17 protein-coding genes are annotated in these 19,370 nt (G+C 52.0%); 10 read left to right on the top strand and 7 right to left on the bottom strand.

The genetic code is table 11. The features are described 5' to 3' along the window. Window positions 1-125: 125 nt before the first annotated feature. A complete protein-coding gene (locus FEK66_RS08780; protein ID WP_130207455.1) occupies window positions 126-1,187 on the top strand; it encodes an AI-2E family transporter in 1,062 nt (353 codons plus the stop codon). 108 nt (window positions 1,188-1,295) lie between these two features. Here FEK66_RS08780 and bcp read toward each other — a convergent pair whose 3' ends face one another. Then, complete coding sequence (gene bcp / locus FEK66_RS08775; protein ID WP_130207453.1) at window positions 1,296-1,766, bottom strand: thioredoxin-dependent thiol peroxidase; 471 nt, start codon at window positions 1,764-1,766, stop codon at window positions 1,296-1,298. Continuing rightward, the gene (locus FEK66_RS08770) at window positions 1,766-2,338 is read right to left on the bottom strand and encodes a glycine cleavage system transcriptional repressor (RefSeq protein WP_130207451.1); all 573 of its coding nucleotides are present in this window, start codon (window positions 2,336-2,338) and stop codon (window positions 1,766-1,768) included. The genes bcp and FEK66_RS08770 overlap by 1 nt, the downstream gene beginning before the upstream one ends. A 146-nt stretch (window positions 2,339-2,484) precedes the next feature. Between FEK66_RS08770 and dapA the strand changes: the two genes are divergently transcribed. The 6 genes from dapA to ypfH all read left to right on the top strand — a co-directional run bounded on the left by dapA (window position 2,485) and on the right by ypfH (window position 9,172). Then, complete coding sequence (dapA, locus tag FEK66_RS08765) at window positions 2,485-3,363, top strand: 4-hydroxy-tetrahydrodipicolinate synthase (RefSeq protein WP_130207449.1); 879 nt, start codon at window positions 2,485-2,487, stop codon at window positions 3,361-3,363. A gap of 16 nt (window positions 3,364-3,379) precedes the next feature. Continuing rightward, window positions 3,380-4,414: an outer membrane protein assembly factor BamC gene (gene bamC / locus FEK66_RS08760; RefSeq protein ID WP_130207447.1), complete on the top strand. Its 1,035-nt coding sequence runs from the start codon at window positions 3,380-3,382 to the stop codon at window positions 4,412-4,414. A 211-nt stretch (window positions 4,415-4,625) separates the two neighbouring features. After that, on the top strand, window positions 4,626-5,339 hold the full coding sequence (gene purC, locus FEK66_RS08755) for a phosphoribosylaminoimidazolesuccinocarboxamide synthase (RefSeq protein ID WP_001295467.1): 714 nt from the start codon (window positions 4,626-4,628) through the stop codon (window positions 5,337-5,339). Window positions 5,340-5,506: 167 nt separating this feature from the next. After that, complete coding sequence (locus tag FEK66_RS08750; RefSeq protein ID WP_130207445.1) at window positions 5,507-6,370, top strand: neutral zinc metallopeptidase; 864 nt, start codon at window positions 5,507-5,509, stop codon at window positions 6,368-6,370. Between the two features lie 14 nt (window positions 6,371-6,384). Further along, a complete protein-coding gene (tmcA, locus tag FEK66_RS08745; RefSeq protein WP_135494833.1) occupies window positions 6,385-8,400 on the top strand; it encodes a tRNA cytosine(34) acetyltransferase TmcA in 2,016 nt (671 codons plus the stop codon). Between the two features lie 73 nt (window positions 8,401-8,473). Further along, entirely contained in the window at window positions 8,474-9,172 is a 699-nt protein-coding gene (gene ypfH / locus FEK66_RS08740; protein ID WP_130260492.1) for an esterase, read from the top strand. A gap of 97 nt (window positions 9,173-9,269) precedes the next feature. Here ypfH and FEK66_RS08735 read toward each other — a convergent pair whose 3' ends face one another. The 3 genes from FEK66_RS08735 to FEK66_RS08725 are packed head-to-tail and all read right to left on the bottom strand — an operon-like array spanning window position 9,270 to window position 10,985. Then, the gene (locus FEK66_RS08735; protein ID WP_000383836.1) at window positions 9,270-9,470 is read right to left on the bottom strand and encodes a YpfN family protein; all 201 of its coding nucleotides are present in this window, start codon (window positions 9,468-9,470) and stop codon (window positions 9,270-9,272) included. Between the two features lie 27 nt (window positions 9,471-9,497). Further along, a complete protein-coding gene (gene dapE / locus FEK66_RS08730) occupies window positions 9,498-10,625 on the bottom strand; it encodes a succinyl-diaminopimelate desuccinylase (protein ID WP_130207439.1) in 1,128 nt (375 codons plus the stop codon). A gap of 3 nt (window positions 10,626-10,628) precedes the next feature. After that, on the bottom strand, window positions 10,629-10,985 hold the full coding sequence (locus FEK66_RS08725; protein ID WP_130207437.1) for an ArsC family reductase: 357 nt from the start codon (window positions 10,983-10,985) through the stop codon (window positions 10,629-10,631). A 378-nt stretch (window positions 10,986-11,363) separates the two neighbouring features. Between FEK66_RS08725 and ypfM the strand changes: the two genes are divergently transcribed. Continuing rightward, on the top strand, window positions 11,364-11,423 hold the full coding sequence (gene ypfM / locus FEK66_RS08720) for a protein YpfM (RefSeq protein ID WP_001386977.1): 60 nt from the start codon (window positions 11,364-11,366) through the stop codon (window positions 11,421-11,423). Between the two features lie 92 nt (window positions 11,424-11,515). Here the strand turns inward: ypfM and acrD are convergent, their stop codons facing one another. Together acrD and narQ are read right to left on the bottom strand one after the other, a co-directional pair. Next, window positions 11,516-14,629: a multidrug efflux RND transporter permease AcrD gene (gene acrD / locus FEK66_RS08715; RefSeq protein WP_130207435.1), complete on the bottom strand. Its 3,114-nt coding sequence runs from the start codon at window positions 14,627-14,629 to the stop codon at window positions 11,516-11,518. A gap of 163 nt (window positions 14,630-14,792) precedes the next feature. Beyond that, on the bottom strand, window positions 14,793-16,493 hold the full coding sequence (gene narQ, locus FEK66_RS08710) for a nitrate/nitrite two-component system sensor histidine kinase NarQ (protein WP_130207433.1): 1,701 nt from the start codon (window positions 16,491-16,493) through the stop codon (window positions 14,793-14,795). 205 nt (window positions 16,494-16,698) lie between these two features. Here narQ and aegA point away from each other — a divergent pair, with 205 nt between their 5' ends. Both aegA and nudK read left to right on the top strand, forming a co-directional pair. After that, window positions 16,699-18,678, top strand: coding sequence for a formate-dependent uric acid utilization protein AegA (aegA, locus tag FEK66_RS08705; RefSeq protein WP_135494831.1), 1,980 nt, complete (start codon window positions 16,699-16,701; stop codon window positions 18,676-18,678). A gap of 67 nt (window positions 18,679-18,745) precedes the next feature. Then, complete coding sequence (gene nudK / locus FEK66_RS08700; protein ID WP_000193711.1) at window positions 18,746-19,321, top strand: GDP-mannose pyrophosphatase NudK; 576 nt, start codon at window positions 18,746-18,748, stop codon at window positions 19,319-19,321. The last annotated feature ends 49 nt before the right edge of the window (window positions 19,322-19,370 follow it).

Genomic DNA, 19,370 nt, shown 5'->3' with positions numbered 1-19,370 from the left:
AAGATTAACCCACTCAAATGACTTTTTAGTTTCCTGAATCCGTCATAAAAAGCGAAGTCTTTTTTGTGACATTTCGATACAATTGCGGATCGCAATCCCCCTCTTGAGGTTCAGGGAAGGTCTTTATGCTCGAAATGTTGATGCAATGGTATCGCCGCCGTTTTAGCGACCCGGAAGCGATTGCCTTGCTGGTTATTTTAGTTGCCGGTTTTGGCATTATCTTTTTCTTTAGTGGATTACTCGCGCCGCTGCTGGTGGCTATTGTGCTGGCCTATTTGCTGGAATGGCCCACTGTGCGCCTGCAATCTATTGGCTGTTCCCGCCGTTGGGCGACGTCGATTGTGCTGGTCCTGTTTGTTGGCATCCTGCTACTGATGGCATTTGTGGTCATGCCTATCGCCTGGCAACAGGGCATTTATTTAATCCGCGATATGCCGGGTATGCTCAATAAGCTTTCTGATTTTGCCGCCACGTTGCCGCGCCGCTATCCGGCGTTGATGGACGCGGGCATTATTGATGCGATGGCTGAGAATATGCGTAGCCGGATGCTTACCATGGGCGATTCAGTGGTGAAAATCTCCCTCGCCTCGTTGGTCGGTTTGCTGACCATTGCCGTCTATCTGGTGCTGGTGCCATTGATGGTCTTCTTCCTGCTGAAAGACAAAGAGCAAATGCTGAATGCCGTTCGTCGGGTGCTGCCGCGCAACCGTGGACTGGCAGGGCAGGTGTGGAAGGAGATGAACCAGCAAATCACCAACTACATCCGTGGCAAGGTACTGGAGATGATCGTTGTGGGGATCGCCACCTGGCTGGGATTCTTACTCTTCGGGCTGAACTATTCGCTGCTGCTGGCGGTGCTGGTTGGTTTCTCGGTGCTTATTCCGTACATTGGCGCATTTGTGGTGACCATTCCGGTGGTCGGCGTGGCGCTATTCCAGTTTGGCGCTGGCACCGAGTTCTGGAGCTGCTTCGCGGTGTATCTGATTATCCAGGCGCTGGACGGTAACTTACTCGTACCGGTGTTGTTCTCTGAAGCCGTGAACCTGCATCCGCTAGTGATTATTTTATCGGTGGTGATTTTCGGCGGGCTGTGGGGATTCTGGGGCGTATTCTTCGCTATCCCACTGGCAACGCTAATCAAAGCAGTAATCCATGCCTGGCCGGATGGTCAAATTCCGCAAGAGTAATCTTCAGCGAAAAGGGCTTTGAAACGAGTGTCGCAGGGCGTGATTTACATCACCGGATGTGAAATGTGCTGGCCGCAAGCGCAGCCAGCACGGAATGGAGCAAAGTAATCAGGCGTGTTCTTTTAGCCAGTTAAGCACTACGTCGTGGTGATTGCTGGTTTTGAAATCGTCAAATACGTGTTCGATTTTGCCGTTGGCATCGATCAGGAAGCTGATACGGTGAATACCATCGTAGGTTTTGCCCATGAAAGACTTCTCGCCCCAGACGCCGAATTGTTCGCATACCTGGTGGTCTTCATCGGACAGAAGCGTAAAGTTAAGCAGTTCTTTATCTGCGAAACGGGAAAGTTTTTCAGGTTTATCGGTGCTGATACCGAGCACATCAACGCCCGCTTTTTTTAACTCTTCCATGTTATCGCGTAAGCCGCAGGCCTGTACGGTACAGCCGGGGGTCATGGCTTTCGGGTAGAAATAAACCAGAACACGCTGTCCCTGGAAGTCGGTCAAATTAACTTGTTCTCCGTCTTGGTCCGGCAAGCTAAATTTCGGTGCGATGTCACCGGCTTTCAGTGGATTCATTAATTAACTCCATCCTGTTCATCATGTTGGGAATAGTTGACGACGTTAATACTGCCTTGCGCATTGAGTTCTGTACATAGTGCTTTGAACGCTTGCTCAATATTTGCTGAGTCCGCAGACGCCGGGCTGTGGGCGGTGATCTGAATATGTAGCTGCGCAGCCCTTTCATTTTCAGCAGGTTGCGTGCGTGACACTAGTTCTGCAATGTTCATATGGTGCGCGTCGAAAAGTGCTGTGAAGCGCTCAATTAAATGCGGGGAGTCCGCCACATCGACCTGAACCCAGACAGATGCGGGCATAGGTGGACGCGGGCGAGCGGTCGTTCGCTTCATCACGATTAAAAGATCCAGCTCGGCGCCTTTCAACGGTAACGTTGATTCAATCAAGGTGATGGCGTTCCATGAACCGGAAAGCAGCATGATAAACGTGAACTCTTCTCCCAACATCGCCAGGCGACTGTCTTCGATATTACAGCCGCAACTACTGACATGACGGGTGATGGTATTCACAATTCCTGGGCGATCGGCACCCAGCGCAGTGATCACCAGATAATGTTGCGATGACAGTGTCAAACTGGTTATTCCTTTAAGGGGGTGAGATGTTCCTAAGGAAAGCATAAAAAAAACATGCATACAACAATCAGAACGGTTCTGTTTGCTTGCTTTTAATGCCATACCAAACGTACCATTGAGACACTTGTTTGCACAGAGGATGGCCCATGTTCACGGGAAGTATTGTCGCGATTGTTACTCCGATGGATGAAAAAGGTAATGTCTGTCGGGCTAGCTTAAAAAAACTGATTGATTATCATGTCGCCAGCGGTACTTCGGCGATCGTTTCTGTTGGTACTACTGGTGAGTCCGCCACTCTGAACCATGACGAGCATGTCGATGTCGTGATGATGACGCTGGAGCTGGCTGATGGGCGCATTCCGGTGATTGCCGGGACCGGTGCTAACGCCACCACAGAAGCCATTAACCTGACGCAGCGCTTCAACGACAGCGGTGTTGTTGGCTGCCTGACGGTAACCCCTTATTACAACCGCCCATCGCAAGAAGGTCTGTATCAGCATTTCAAAGCCATCGCTGAACATACTGACCTGCCGCAAATTCTGTATAATGTGCCGTCCCGTACTGGTTGCGATCTGCTACCAGAAACGGTGGGCCGTCTGGCGAAAGTAAAAAATATTGTCGGAATCAAAGAAGCAACAGGGAACTTAACGCGGGTAAACCAGATCAAAGAGCTGGTTTCAGACGATTTTGTTCTGCTGAGCGGCGATGATGCGAGCGCGCTGGATTTCATGCAGTTAGGCGGTCATGGCGTAATTTCCGTTACGGCTAACGTCGCAGCGCGAGATATGGCCCAGATGTGCAAACTGGCGGCAGAAGGGCATTTTGCCGAGGCACGCGTTATTAATCAGCGTCTGATGCCATTACACAACAAACTATTTGTCGAACCCAATCCAATCCCTGTGAAATGGGCATGTAAGGAACTGGGTCTTGTGGCGACCGATACGCTACGCCTGCCAATGACGCCAATCACCGACAGTGGTCGTGAGACGGTCAGAGCGGCGCTTAAGCATGCCGGTTTGCTGTAAAGTTTAGGGAGATTTGATGGCTTACTCTGTACAAAAGTCGCGCCTGGCGAAGGTTGCGGGTGTTTCGCTTGTTCTTTTACTCGCAGCCTGTAGTTCGGACTCACGTTATAAGCGTCAGGTGAGCGGCGATGAAGCCTACCTGGAAGCGGCACCGCTTGCAGAACTTCACGCCCCGGCAGGAATGATTTTGCCGGTGACCTCCGGCGACTATGCGATTCCGGTAACTAACGGTAGTGGCGCAGTTGGCAAAGCGTTAGATATTCGTCCACCAGCCCAGCCGCTGGCGCTGGTTTCAGGTGCGCGTACCCAGTTCACGGGCGATACCGCTTCGCTGCTGGTGGAAAATGGTCGTGGCAATACTCTGTGGCCGCAGGTCGTTAGCGTGCTGCAGGCGAAAAACTATACCATTACCCAACGCGATGATGCCGGTCAGACGCTGACCACCGATTGGGTACAATGGAACCGTCTGGACGAAGACGAGCAATATCGTGGTCGTTATCAAATCTCCGTTAAACCGCAGGGTTACCAGCAGGCGGTAACGGTGAAATTGCTGAACCTGGAGCAGGCTGGCAAGCCGGTTGCAGATGCGGCGTCTATGCAGCGTTACAGTGCTGAGATGATGAACGTCATTTCCGCTGGCCTGGATAAATCCGTCACTGACGCGGCTAATGCGGCGCAAAACCGTGCTTCCACAACAATGGATGTACAAAGCGGCGCTGACGACACTGGTTTACCGATGCTGGTCGTGCGTGGTCCGTTCAACGTAGTATGGCAACGTCTGCCTGCTGCGCTGGAAAAAGTGGGCATGAAAGTGACCGACAGCACTCGTTCACAGGGCAGCATGGCCGTAACTTACAAGCCACTGTCTGACAGCGACTGGCAGGAACTGGGCGCCCGTGATCCTGAACTGGCATCCGGCGACTACAAATTGCAGGTCGGTGATTTAGATAACCGCAGCAGCTTACAGTTTATTGATCCAAAAGGTCATACGCTGACCCAAAGCCAAAACGACGCACTGGTATCAGTCTTCCAGGCTGCGTTTAGCAAGTAAAAATACAGGGCTGGAGTCATCCGGCCCTTTTTTCTGATATGATACGCAAACGTGTGCGTCAGCAGAAAAACGCGATTTTAGCGTTAATTCGCACGAAATTTGTTTGTCGGCGTAGGTCGGTTAAGGCGTTCACGGTACAGCCGACAAAACGACAGGCACACCAGACAGCAAAAGATTTTAAAACGTTAATTCACACCCAGGAGTGATAAAGATGCAAAAGCAAGCTGAGTTGTATCGTGGTAAAGCGAAAACCGTATACAGCACGGAAAACCCGGACCTGTTGGTGCTCGAATTCCGCAATGATACGTCAGCAGGGGATGGCGCGCGCATTGAGCAGTTTGATCGCAAAGGTATGGTGAACAACAAGTTCAACTACTTCATTATGAGCAAACTGGCTGAAGCGGGTATCCCGACTCAAATGGAGCGTCTGCTCTCTGATACCGAATGTCTGGTGAAAAAACTGGATATGGTGCCGGTTGAATGTGTCGTGCGTAACCGTGCTGCTGGCTCTCTGGTGAAACGTCTTGGAATCGAAGAAGGTATTGAGCTGAACCCGCCGCTGTTCGATCTGTTCCTGAAAAACGACGCCATGCACGATCCGATGGTCAACGAATCTTACTGCGAAACCTTTGGCTGGGTAAGCAAAGAGAACCTGGCGCGCATGAAAGAGCTGACCTACAAAGCGAACGACGTGCTGAAAAAACTGTTCGACGATGCCGGTCTGATTCTGGTCGATTTCAAGCTGGAGTTTGGTCTGTACAAAGGCGAAGTGGTACTGGGTGATGAGTTCTCCCCGGACGGTAGCCGCCTGTGGGACAAAGAAACGCTGGAGAAAATGGACAAAGACCGTTTCCGCCAGAGCCTCGGTGGCCTGATCGAAGCCTATGAAGCCGTCGCCCGCCGCCTGGGTGTACAGCTGGACTGATTTTTCTGTTCATCGTCTTGCCGTGCTGCTGGCACGGCAAGACAACCGCTCTCGTAAGATGTGCATTGAACGCTCATTCCTCCATCATTTCCTCCCGTTTTCCTGTGGTAATCTTCCCCTGAACCACCTACGATCATTCCTATAATGAATATATTGTTGAGGTATCTATGCGCTGGCAAGGGCGTCGTGAAAGTGACAATGTTGAAGACAGGCGAAACAGTTCCGGTGGTCCGTCAATGGGCGGTCCCGGTTTTCGCCTACCAACCGGTAAAGGCGGGTTAATTTTACTGGTGGTTGTGTTGGTCGCTGGCTACTATGGTGTTGATTTAACTGGATTGATGACCGGGCAGCCCGTTTCCCAACAGCAATCAACGCGTTCAATTAGCCCAAATGAAGACGAAGCGGCAAAATTCACTTCGGTGATTCTGGCAACCACGGAAGACACCTGGGGACAGCAATTCGAGAAGATGGGTAAGACCTACCAGCAACCGAAGCTGGTCATGTACCGTGGAATGACTCGCACCGGTTGCGGGGCGGGGCAGTCCATTATGGGACCGTTTTATTGCCCGGCGGATGGCACAGTCTATATCGATCTCTCCTTCTATGATGACATGAAAGACAAACTGGGCGCGGATGGTGATTTTGCTCAAGGGTACGTTATCGCCCATGAAGTCGGTCATCACGTGCAGAAACTGTTAGGTATCGAGCCGAAAGTCCGTCAACTGCAACAAAACGCGACGCAAGCGGAAGCCAACCGCTTATCTGTGCGTATGGAACTCCAGGCCGACTGCTTTGCCGGTGTCTGGGGGCATAGCATGCAGCAGCAAGGCGTTCTGGAAACCGGCGATCTGGAAGAGGCGCTGAACGCGGCGCAGGCCATCGGCGATGACCGCTTACAACAGCAAAGTCAGGGGCAGGTAGTGCCAGACAGCTTTACCCATGGTACATCTCAGCAGCGCTACAGCTGGTTTAAACGTGGTTTCGACAGCGGCGATCCGGCACAATGCAATACTTTTGGTAAAAGCATTTAACTTCCGGGGCAGGGATGGCTGAACTGACTGCGCTTCACACATTAACAGCGCAAATGAAACGTGAAGGGATTCGCCGCTTGTTAGTGTTGAGCGGTGAAGGAAGCTGGTGCGGTGAGTATGCGCTTAAGCTGCGTGACGTATTACCGGGCGACTGGCTGTGGATTTCGCCGCAGCCAGCTTCTGAAAACCACTGTACGCCATCAGCGCTACAAACTTTACTTGGGCGCGAGTTCCAGCATGCGGTATTCGACGCCCGCCAGGGTTTTGATGCCGCCGCTTTTGCGGCACTTAGCGGAACGCTGAAAGCGGGAAGCTGGCTGGTGTTGTTGCTCCCTGCGTGGGAAGAATGGGAAAACCATCCTGATGTCGATTCGCTGCGCTGGAGTGATTGCCCTGGTCCTATTGCGACTCCGCATTTTGTCCAACATCTCAAACGCGTACTTGCGGCGGATAACAACGCTATCCTCTGGCGACAAAATCAGCCGTTCAAGTTGGCGCATTTTGCTCCTTATCCAGACTGGCGTCCTGCTACTGGCGAGCCGCAACCAGAACAACAGCACATATTACAGCAACTGCTGACTATGCCGCCGGGCGTGGCTGCGGTAACTGCTGCACGCGGGCGCGGTAAGTCGGCGCTGGCGGGGCAACTCATTTCCCGTATCTCTGGCAGTGCGATTGTTACAGCACCTGCGAAGGCTGCAACGGATGTGCTGGCGCAGTTTGCGGGCGAGAAGTATCGCTTTGTGGCGCCAGATGCCTTATTAGCCAGTGATGAAAAAGCCGACTGGCTGGTGGTTGACGAAGCCGCAGCCATTCCTGCACCACTGTTGCATCAGCTTGTATCGCGTTTCTCACGCACTTTGTTAACTACAACGGTACAGGGCTATGAAGGCACCGGACGTGGTTTTTTGCTGAAATTTTGCGCCCGCTTTCCGCATTTACACCGTTTTGAACTGCAACAGCCGATCCGCTGGGCGCAGGGATGCCCGCTGGAAAAAATAGTCAGTGAGGCACTGGTTTTTGACGATGAAAACTTCACTCACGAACCACAAGGTGACATCGTCATTTCCGCTTTTGAACAGGCGTTATGGAGAAGCGAACCAGATACACCGTTAAAGGTATATCAGCTATTGTCTGGTGCGCACTACCGGACCTCGCCGCTGGATTTACGCCGGATGATGGATGCGCCTGGGCAACATTTTTTACAGGCGGCTGGCGAAAACGAGATCGCCGGGGCGCTGTGGCTGGTGGATGAGGGCGGATTATCTCAAGAACTCAGTCAGGCGGTATGGGCGGGTTTTCGTCGCCCGCGGGGTAATCTGGTGGCCCAGTCGCTGGCGGCGCACGGCAGCAATCCACAGGCGGCGACATTGCGCGGACGGCGGGTCAGCCGGATTGCAGTCCATCCGGCGCGTCAGCGCGAAGGCGTTGGGCAACAGCTCATTGCCAGCGCTTTGCAATATACGCATGGCCTCGACTACCTTTCGGTAAGCTTTGGCTACACCGAGGAATTATGGCGTTTCTGGCAACGATGCGGTTTTGTGTTGGTGCGGATGGGCAATCATCGCGAAGCCAGCAGCGGCTGTTATACGGCGATGGCGTTGTTACCGATTAGCGAAGCGGGTAAACAGCTGGCAGAACGTGAGCATTTTCGTTTACGCCGCGATGCGCAAATTATCGCGCAGTGGAATGGCGAAACTATTCCAGTCGATCCGCTTAACGATATCGTGGTTACTGACGGCGACTGGCTGGAACTGGCTGGTTTTGCTTTCGCTCATCGTCCGCTTTTAACGTCATTAGGCTGTTTAATGCGTCTGCTGCAAATCAGCGAACTGACATTACCAGCGCTGCGTGGGCGCTTGGAGAAAAACGTCAGCGACGCGCAGTTATGTACCACACTTAAACTTTCGGGGCGTAAGGCGTTGTTGGCCCGTCAGCGTGAAGAGGCGGCACAGGCGCTATTCGCGCTTGATGATACCCGCACTGAACGCCTGCGCGATCGCATAACGCAATGGCAATTTTTTCACTGACTCCTTCAATTTTATCCCATGGTCATTGTGAGTCAGCGGCGTAAAATTAATGACATCAGTTAAGGAGTTCGCCATGAAACATGACCATTTTGTTGTTCAAAGCCCGGATAAACCTGCGCAACAGTTGTTGCTGCTTTTTCACGGTGTCGGCGATAACCCGGTAGCGATGGGGGAGATCGGCAGTTGGTTTGCACCGCTGTTCCCGGATGCGCTGGTGGTGAGTGTCGGTGGCGCGGAGCCGAGCGGTAATCCGGCGGGGCGTCAGTGGTTTTCGGTGCAGGGCATAACGGAAGATAATCGCCAGGCGCGTGTGGATGCCATCATGCCGACCTTTATTGAGACGGTGCGCTACTGGCAGAAACAGAGCGGAGTAGCGGCTAACGCCACGGCGCTAATCGGTTTCTCCCAAGGCGCGATTATGGCGCTGGAGAGCATTAAAGCCGAACCGGGCCTTGCCTCACGCGTCATTGCTTTTAACGGACGCTATGCCAGCCTGCCGGAAACCGCGTCTACAGCCACGACAATTCACTTGATTCATGGTGGTGAAGATCCGGTTATCGATTTGGCGCATGCGGTTGCGGCGCAGGAAGCGTTAATCAGTGCCGGTGGTGATGTAACGCTGGATATCGTGGAGAATTTGGGCCATGCGATCGACAATCGTAGTATGCAATTTGCCCTGGATCACTTGCGTTATACCATTCCGAAACATTATTTCGACGAAGCGCTAAGTGGTGGTAAGCCTGGCGATGATGATGTAATTGAAATGATGTAATAACAGCTGCGTAGGCCTGACAAGACGCGTGAGCGTCGCATCAGGCATTGTTCACCGTTGCCGGATGCGGCGTTAACGCCTTATCCGGCCCCTCAGCTTACTTCTTCGGTTGATCCTTTTTCGGCCAGTCGTCGTCATCGTCCCACTTATCGTTGAAATCACGATGCGGGGGAAGCTCCGGCTTGTTGGCGAGAAATTTCTTATGGTCGACGCGCTTGAGATCTTTAATCACGTTCAGCAGGACGCCCACCAAAAAGACAATCACCAGAATCCACCAATATTTAGCCAGCCAGTCCATGCTTATTTCCTCTTACAGAACGACTCATCAGGCGACGAGCTGTTCCATGATACGTTGATACATACGGGCAAGTAGCTGCAGGTCGGCAGCATTCACACATTCATTAATTTTATGAATGGTAGCATTGACCGGCCCGAGTTCCACCACCTGCGCCCCCATGCGAGCAATAAAGCGCCCGTCGGACGTTCCGCCTGTGGTCAGTAGCTGCGGTTTAATTTCATTATAGTGCTCAACGGCGTTCACCACCGCATCCACCAGTTTACCGCGGGCGGTCAAAAATGGCTGCCCGGAAAGCCACCAATCCACTGTATAACGCAGTTGATGTTTTTCAAGCAGGGCAAGCACCTGCGCTTTGATCATCTCATCAGTCAGTTCGGTACTGAAGCGGAAGTTAAACTGCACAAACAGTTCACCCGGAATAACGTTGTTACTGCCCGTTCCCGCCTGAATATTGGCAATCTGCATACTGGTCGCCGGGAAGAATTCATTGCCCTGATCCCACTCAATAGCCACTAATTCATTAAGGAAAGGTGCTGCGCGATGTACTGGATTATCAGCCAGATGCGGGTAGGCCACATGCCCTTGCACGCCATGAATGGTGAGATTGCAGGTTAACGATCCGCGACGGCCATTTTTCACTACATCGCCAACCACTTCGATACTCGACGGCTCACCGACCAGGCAGTAATCCAGCCGTTCATTACGCGCCATTAACGCTTCGACTACTTTGACCGTGCCATTGTGGGCGCTGGCTTCTTCGTCTGAGGTGATCAGAAATGCCAGTCGGCCTTTATGGTTGGGATGTTGCGCGACAAAACGTTCTGCTGCCACTACCATTGCCGCCAGCGAGCCTTTCATATCAGCCGCGCCGCGCCCGAACAACATGCCATCGCGAATGGTTGGCTCAAATGGTGGGTTGATCCAACGATCGGCATCGCCTGGAGGGACTACGTCAGTATGTCCGGCAAAGGCCAGGGTTTCTCCCTGTCCACGCCACGCCCAAAAATTCTGCGTATCCGCAAAATCCATGCGTTCAATGGTAAAACCGATTGCCTGCAGACGGTCGATCATGATTGCCTGACATCCTGCATCATCAGGACTTAAGGATGGGCGGCGAATAAGCTGCTGTGTCAGCTCAATAACCGGACACGACATAGACTACACCTCATGGAAAAATTGCTGATAACTGGATTCACTGAAACCCAGCAGCATAGGCTTCCCTGGCGCACAGAGCAATGGGCGTTTGATGATTGCAGGCATTTCAGTCATTAATGCCATAGCGGAGGCCGCATCGGTGATATTGTTGCGGGTAGCTTCGTCCAGCTTGCGCCAGGTGGTGCCACGGGTGTTAAGTAACGCTTGCCAGCCTAATTCATTGATAAAAGAGTTCAACAATTCACTGTTCAGGCCATCAACACGGTAATCGTGAAAGCGAAAGTCGATGTTATTGGTTTCCAGCCAACGACGTGCTTTTTTAATGGTGTCACAATTTTTGATACCGTAAAGGGTAACCATAATGAATCCTTTTGCGATTATTAAGAATAACTAATCATTTAACGGTCAATACATATTTCCCGCAAATGATTATCAGGCAATATAACATTATTAAGGTATTTAACTTAACAATTATTAAATGGTTGTGAACAATTTTAATGCAATTATTAAGAATGTTCCTCTTGGTATGTTTTTGTATTTTAAACAGAATTAATTCAGTATTAGAATCCGTATGAATATGTCGAAATGTTGCTGTTCATCACATAAAAATCCCTGTCACAGGGCCATAGTATTAACGTAGGCTTTACCCCGGAGGTAGTAATCACAGCAATCGAATAAATTAGCTTCACCACGGTATATTGTTTCCGTAGAATACCCATAATTATAAGAGAGGTTGTTATGATTGAACGTGAACTGGGGAACTGGAAAGACTTTATCGAAGTTATGCTTCGTAAGTAATTTTCAGAACAGGAAATGAAAGAACCTGACGTCAGGTTCTTTATCAGAGAGTTGAAAAAGGCGACACATACGTATGTCGCCTTTTTTATTGCTTATTCTGGTCGAGGCTTCAGTGGGAAGCGACGACGCACCAGCACAAAGAATAGCGGCACGAAGTAAATCGCCAGAATGGTGGCAGAAATCATCCCGCCCATTACGCCAGTACCGACGGCGTGTTGACCACCGGAACCGGCACCACTGCTGATCGCCATCGGCAATACGCCGAAGATAAACGCCAGCGATGTCATCAGAATCGGACGTAAACGCTGACGGCAGGCGTGGAGTGTCGCTTCAAACAGGTCGTGGCCTTTTTGATTCATCTCGTTGGCAAACTCAACAATTAGGATGGCGTTTTTCGCCGACAAACCAATGACTGTTAGCAGGCCAACCTGAAAGTACACATCGTTTTCCAGCCCACGCATCCAGGTTGCCAGCAGCGCGCCGATAACCCCCAGCGGTACAACCAGCATTACCGAGAACGGTACTGACCAACTTTCATAAAGTGCAGCCAGACACAGGAATACCACCAGCAATGAAATGGCGTACAGCGCCGGAGCTTGTGCACCTGAAAGTCGTTCCTGGTACGACATCGCTGTCCACTCCAGTCCAAAGCCGTTCGGCAACTGCTTCACCAACGATTCCATAATATCCATCGCGGTACCCGTACTGACGCCCGGGGCGGCTTCCCCGACAATTTCTACCGCAGAATAGCCGTTATAGCGTTCCAGACGCGGCGAGCCTGTTTCCCAGCGAGAGGTCGCGAAGGCGGAGAAAGGCACCATGCCGCCGTCTTTGTTACGCACATACCACAGGTTAATGTCATCTGGCAGCATGCGATACGGCGCGGCAGCCTGCACATAGACTTTCTTCACGCGACCGCGATCCATAAAGTCATTCACATAGCTCGAGCCCCACGCGGTTTGCAGCGTGTCGTTAATATCGTCAATGGCAACGCCCAGTGCCTGCGCTTTGCGCTGGTCGATATCAATCTGCAATTGCGGGCTGTCGTCCAGACCGTTATGGCGCACACGAGTAAGTTCTGGGTTTTCCGCCGCGAGCGCCAGTAGCTGATTACGCGCGGCCATCAGCGCATCGTGACCAGCCCCGGCGTGGTCCTGCAACTCCATATCAAATCCAGCGGAACTGCCAAGACCGCTGATAGCAGGCGGGCTACTGGCGATAACGCGAGCTTCTTTGATTTTATTAAATTCTTTTGTTGCACGTTCGATAATGGCAAACGAGGTGCCTGTTTTACTGTCGCGTTCGCTCCAGTCTTTCAGGCGGACAAACATTCGTGCCACGTTTTGCCCGTTCCCCCCTGGGCCAGAGCCGACAGTGGCAAACACCGACATGATGTTGTCTTTCTCATGGGTGAAGTAATACTTCTCGATCTGTTCCACCACTTTCAGAGTCTGTTGCTGAGTCGAACCGCTGGGTAACTGTACCGAGGTGGTAAACATGCCACGGTCTTCCAGAGGCAGGAACGACGTCGGCAGACGCAGAAACAGGAACACCATGCCGCCTAACAGCAGGACGTAAATCAAAATCCAGCGCAGGCTGCGGTGGAGAATTTTCGCCACCCCTTTTTCGTAGCGTTCGGCGTTGCGGTTGAACATCTGGTTAAACCAGGCAAAAAAGCCTTTCTGCCCGTGATGTTCACCTTTTTTCAGTGGCTTAAGTAGCGTAGCGCACAATGCCGGAGTCAGGATCATCGCCACCAGAACCGACAGCACCATTGCCGCAACAATGGTTATAGAGAACTGGCGATAGATAGCCCCGGTGGTGCCGCCAAAGAAGGCCATTGGCACAAATACAGCAGAAAGCACCATTGCAATCCCGACCAGTGCGCCCTGGATTTGCCCCATCGATTTACGTGTGGCTTCGCGAGGAGTGAGTCCTTCCTCACTCATAATACGTTCGACGTTTTCCACCACCACAATGGCGTCATCCACCAGCAGGCCGATAGCCAGCACCATCGCGAACATGGTTAAGGTGTTGACGCTATAGCCGAAGGCATAAAGCACCGAGAAGGTTCCCATCAACACTACCGGCACGGCGATAGTTGGAATCAGCGTAGCGCGGAAGTTTTGCAGGAACAGATACATGACGAGGAAAACCAGCGCGATAGCTTCTAACAGAGTTTTCACTACGTCTTCAATGGAGGCCTTAACAAACGAGGTGGTTTCATACGCCACCTTGTACTCCAGTCCGGGCGGGAAATACTGCGCCAGTTCATCCAGACGGTTGATCACCAGTTCTGCCGTTGCCATTTCGTTCGCACCGGAGGCCAGTTTTACCCCCAGCCCCGAGGCTGGTTTACCGTTGAAACGGCTAAGATAATCGTATTTCTCCGCTCCCATTTCGACGGTGGCGACATCACCCAGTTTCACTTCCGAACCGTCCTGATTTACCCGCAGAGTGATATCACGGAACTGTTCTGGCGTTTGCAACAGTGATTGGGCGTTAATGGTGGCGTTGAGTGCCTGGTTATCGACAGAAGGCGTACCGCCAAGCTGTCCAACCGCAATCTGTGCGTTCTGCGATTCAATGGCGTCAGTGACATCTTTAGCGGTCATCTGGAAACTGTTCAGTTTTGCCGGATCCAGCCAGATACGCATCGAATATTGCGAACCGTAAGCGTCGATATCACCAACGCCGTTCACGCGGCTTAACGGGTCCTGAATATTACTGGCAACGTAATCGGCAATATCCTGTTTATCCATCGAACCATCGGTTGAGACGAAGGCAATGGTCAGAATGTTGGTATCGCCGGTTTTACGCACCGTTACGCCCTGATTTTGCACCGCCTGCGGTAGTTTACGCATGGCCGACTGCAACTGGTTTTGCACCTGTTGCACCGCTTCGTCTGGATCTGTGCCAGCTTTAAAACTGAGCGTTACTGACGCCTGTCCAGTACCGCTGCTTTGTGATGACATATACATCAGGTTATCGAGACCAGTCATATTCTGCTCGATAACCTGGGTCACGGTGTTTTCCAGCGTCTGGGCTGACGCGCCAGGATAGTTAGCGGTCACTCGCACATTCGGTGGCGCGAGATCCGGGTACTGTTCAACGGGCAATGAGAAAATGGCCAGGGTTCCTGTCAGACACAACAGAATTGCCAGCACCCAGGCAAAAATGGGGCGATCAATAAAGAAATTCGCCATTAAAAGAGGACCTCGTAGTTCTGCGTATCGTTATGGGCATGCCTTGCTTCACTGTAGCGGCAAGGTACGAGCCAATCGTGGAGAAAAAAAGGAGATAATGTAAATTATCATGCCCTTTTATACTGAACCTAAAATGCCAGTATTTAATGAATAGTAGGCAGCATCATATCTGCTGGCTTTCCTCGCTCTCTGCAGAGCGAAAGCTAATACTCACTAACGTGCCGCCGCCGGAAGGTTGCGAAAAAGTCAGCGTCCCACCCAATCTTTCCGCGCGCTCGCGCATGATATTCAGACCATAATGACCTTCGGGTTCCTCCGGTTCACCGATGCCAATACCGTTGTCGCGAATATAAACTGTGTGATTGCCATCCGGCGCGGTGACGCAGCTAACGGCAATTTCGCTGGCGTTGGCGTGCTTCATGGCGTTCAGCACCGCTTCGCGAATAATTTGCAACAAATGCACCTGCATCTGCGCATCCAGCGCCAGGGTTGGCAGACGGCAGTCGAGCGTCAGTTTGGCGCTGGTTTGGTTTTGTAATGTATCCAGCATTTCACGCAGCGCAGAGGGAAGATCCGCTTGCTGTAGCGTCAGTCGGAAAGTGGTTAACAGCTCGCGTAACTGCCGATAAGCATCATTCAGTGCCTGGGAGAAGTCGGCCATGATACTTTGTGCAGTGGCGTTATCTTCGGGTATCGAACGCTTCAGTAACGTCAACTGGATACGTAAATAAGAAAGCACCTGGGCCAGCGAGTCGTGCAGTTCGCGGGCGATGGTCGCGCGTTCTTCCATCAACAGCAACTGCTGAAAATGCTTCTGCGCCTGATTAAAGTACAAACCGCGTCCCAGCATCGATGAAACGCTGTTAAGCAGTGGTTCTGATGATGACACGTGGCTATTTTGCCAGTGCAACTCGCCGTAAACCGTCTCTTGCATGGTGACCGGTAAAATCTGCATTGGCAGCTCAGGGTTTGGCTTCCCTTCGCTAATCCGCCAGTTATCCCCAACGTTCAGCTCCAGATATTCAGCAGCCTCATTGTCGCGAACAATCTGCAAAATATGGCGGAAACAATGCACATCAATCTGGCTGGTGTTCAGTGCCTGCGAACACTGATACAACACCTCCAGGCGACGCTTGGCCTCGTGGAGATCGCGGGTTTTTTCTTCTACTGACGCTTCCAGCGAGCGGTACAACTTATGCAGCTCGCTCGACATCTGGTTAAAGGTTTTTGCAAGCAGGCCCAGTTCATTGGGTAGGCTGGTATCCAGCGGCGGCGAGTCGAACTGCCCGTGTTCAATACGCTGACTGGCGGTAACCAGTTGATTCAGCGGGGCTACCACCTGATGGCGTATGCGGCGCAGAGTAAAAAAGACCAGCGTGAAAATGCCAATACCGCCAGCCAGCGAAATCGCCACCACCAGCAGCATTTTTCGTTCGGCGTAGTGCTGTAGAGCCAGCACGAACAGGTCTATCTGATTAACATAATTATTAATATTGGCCTGATACCACGGCAAATCACCCTTGATGAGCCGATTATTCATCTCCAGCCAGTTGGCATTCAGATGCGCATAGCGGGCTTTTACTGCCTCTGGCACATACCAGACGTTGAGATTGGTTAATACCGGTGAATGCAGTGCCTGCTGGAACAGTTGGCGGTGTGCGTTAAGCTGTGGACTTCCACTTTGCAGATCGTAACCCAGACGATAACTCTGCATACGCAGCGATCCGGCAATATTGATAGCCTCAGCGTCGCGCAAACTGCTCGCCAGAGTTAGCAGAGCGATACCCGTGGAAAGAATCGACAGCAGCACAATGTAAAAAAAGGCCCGGGCCAGACTGGCCGAGACGGGGCGTTTGACAATCACACGCGTCTTCTCCACATAAAATAATGAATGTTACAGCTCGCTGAAACGCAATTTGATAAGCGATGAGATTATTTGATCTGCCACAGTTTATAGCGAAATAGTTACTTGTTCTGGGCACATGAACATTGCCGATCCCCGTCTAAGTCGGGTAATAACAACACTCATATAAAGAATAAGGTTTTTACAACCAAAAAAGAAGGTCGTTATGAATCGTTTTATTATGGCCAACAGTCAGCAATGTCTGGGGTGCCATGCTTGTGAAGTGGCCTGTGTGATGGCTCACAATGATGAGCAACACGTGTTGAGTCAGCACCATTTCCACCCCCGAATTACGGTTATTAAACATCAGCAGCAACGTAGCGCAGTGACTTGTCACCATTGTGAAGATGCGCCCTGCGCCCGTAGCTGCCCTAATGGCGCGATCAGCCACATTGATGACAGCATTCAGGTCAATCAGCAAAAGTGTATTGGCTGTAAATCCTGCGTGGTGGCCTGTCCATTTGGTACGATGCAAATCGTCCTGACGCCCGTCGCGGAGGGCAAAGTTAAAGCCACCGCGCATAAATGCGACCTGTGTGCAGGGCGCGAAAACGGCCCTGCCTGTGTCGAGAATTGCCCGGCGGACGCGCTGCAACTGGTCACTGACGCTGCACTCTCCGGAATGGCGAAATCCCGCCGCCTGCGCACCGCGCGCCAGGAACATCAACCGTGGCATGCCAGTACCGCGGCACAAGAAATGCCGGTAATGAGTAAAGTCGAGCAAATGCAGGCAACGCCCGCGCGTGGCGAGCCGGATAAACTGGCGATTGAAGCGCGCAAAACTGGTTTTGATGAAATTTATCTGCCGTTTCGTGCCGACCAGGCACAACAGGAAGCCTCGCGCTGCCTGAAGTGCGGCGAGCATAGCGTCTGTGAATGGACCTGCCCGTTGCATAACCACATTCCACAATGGATTGAACTGGTGAAATCTGGAAACATCGACGCCGCCGTTGAGCTTTCTCACCAGACCAACACCCTGCCGGAAATTACCGGACGCGTCTGCCCGCAAGACCGTCTGTGCGAAGGTGCCTGTACTATTCGCGATGAGCACGGTGCGGTGACTATCGGCAATATTGAACGCTACATTTCGGATCAGGCGCTGGCGAAAGGCTGGCGTCCTGACTTAAGTCATGTCACCAAAGTCGACAAGCGAGTGGCGATTATTGGCGCGGGGCCGGCAGGGCTGGCCTGTGCGGATGTTCTGACCCGCAATGGCGTGGCGGTGACGGTGTACGATCGCCATCCCGAAATCGGTGGCTTGCTCACTTTCGGCATTCCTTCTTTCAAACTGGATAAATCCCTGCTGGCACGCCGCCGGGAGATCTTCAGCGCGATGGGGATTCACTTCGAACTCAATTGTGAAGTGGGTAAAGATGTCTCTTTGGGTTCGCTTTTGGAACAATACGACGCGGTTTTCGTTGGCGTAGGCACTTACCGTTCCATGAAAGCGGGTTTACCTAATGAAGATGCGCCGGGCGTTTATGACGCGCTGCCGTTCCTCATTGCCAACACCAAACAGGTGATGGGACTAGAAGAGCTACCGGAAGAGCCGTTTATTAATACCGCCGGGATGAATGTGGTAGTACTGGGCGGTGGGGATACCGCGATGGACTGTGTGCGTACCGCGCTGCGCCACGGCGCGAGCAATGTCACCTGTGCCTACCGTCGTGATGAAGCCAACATGCCAGGCTCGAAGAAAGAGGTGAAGAACGCCCGCGAAGAGGGGGCGAACTTTGAGTTTAATGTTCAGCCAGTGGCGATTGAGCTGAATGAACAAGGTCACGTCTGCGGGATTCGTTTCCTGCGCACGCGTCTTGGCGAAGCGGATGCACAAGGGCGTCGGCGTCCGGTACCGATTGAGGGCAGTGAATTTGTGATGCCAGCCGACGCGGTGATCATGGCATTTGGCTTCAACCCGCACGCGATGCCGTGGCTGGAGTCGCACGGTGTAACGGTGGATAAGTGGGGCCGCATCGTGGCGGACGTTGAAAGCCAGTACCGTTACCAGACCACCAATCCGAAAATCTTCGCCGGTGGCGACGCCGTGCGTGGCGCGGATCTGGTGGTTACCGCAATGGCAGAAGGACGTCATGCGGCACAGGGGATCATTGACTGGCTAGGCGTAAAATCAGTCAAATCTCACTGATAGCCTACGCAGACAAACCCGACTTCACAGCGTAAGATAATTGTTCATTTCGCGCTGTGGAGTCGGTATGACGCAACAAATCACCCTCATCAAAGACAAAATTCTCTCCGATAACTATTTCACCCTGCACAACATTACCTACGATCTTACCCGCAAAGATGGCGAAGTTATCCGCCATAAACGTGAAGTTTACGATCGCGGTAATGGTGCGACGATCCTCCTCTACAACGCGAAGAAAAAGACTGTAGTTCTGATTCGTCAGTTCCGCGTCGCTACCTGGGTTAATGGTAATGAAAGTGGGCAGCTGATTGAAACCTGCGCCGGGCTGCTGGATAACGACGAACCGGAAGTCTGTATTCGCAAAGAAGCGATTGAAGAGACGGGCTATGAAGTGGGCGAAGTGCGCAAATTATTTGAACTGTATATGTCGCCAGGCGGTGTGACTGAGCTAATCCACTTTTTTATCGCCGAATACAGTGACAATCAGCGCGCTAACGCCGGTGGCGGTGTCGAAGATGAAGATATTGAAGTGCTCGAGCTGCCGTTCAGCCAGGCGCTGGAGATGATCAAAACCGGCGAGATACGTGACGGTAAGACGGTGTTATTGCTTAACTATTTGCAAACGTCACATTTAATGGACTGAAAAATAACAATAATATTTCGTTGTTTATTATTGGCTCAATCCGATAAAT

Origin of the sequence: Escherichia sp. E1130, from assembly GCF_005781065.1 — a bacterium.
Lineage (GTDB): Bacteria > Pseudomonadota > Gammaproteobacteria > Enterobacterales > Enterobacteriaceae > Escherichia.
This window is presented reverse-complemented; position numbering and strand designations above follow the sequence as displayed.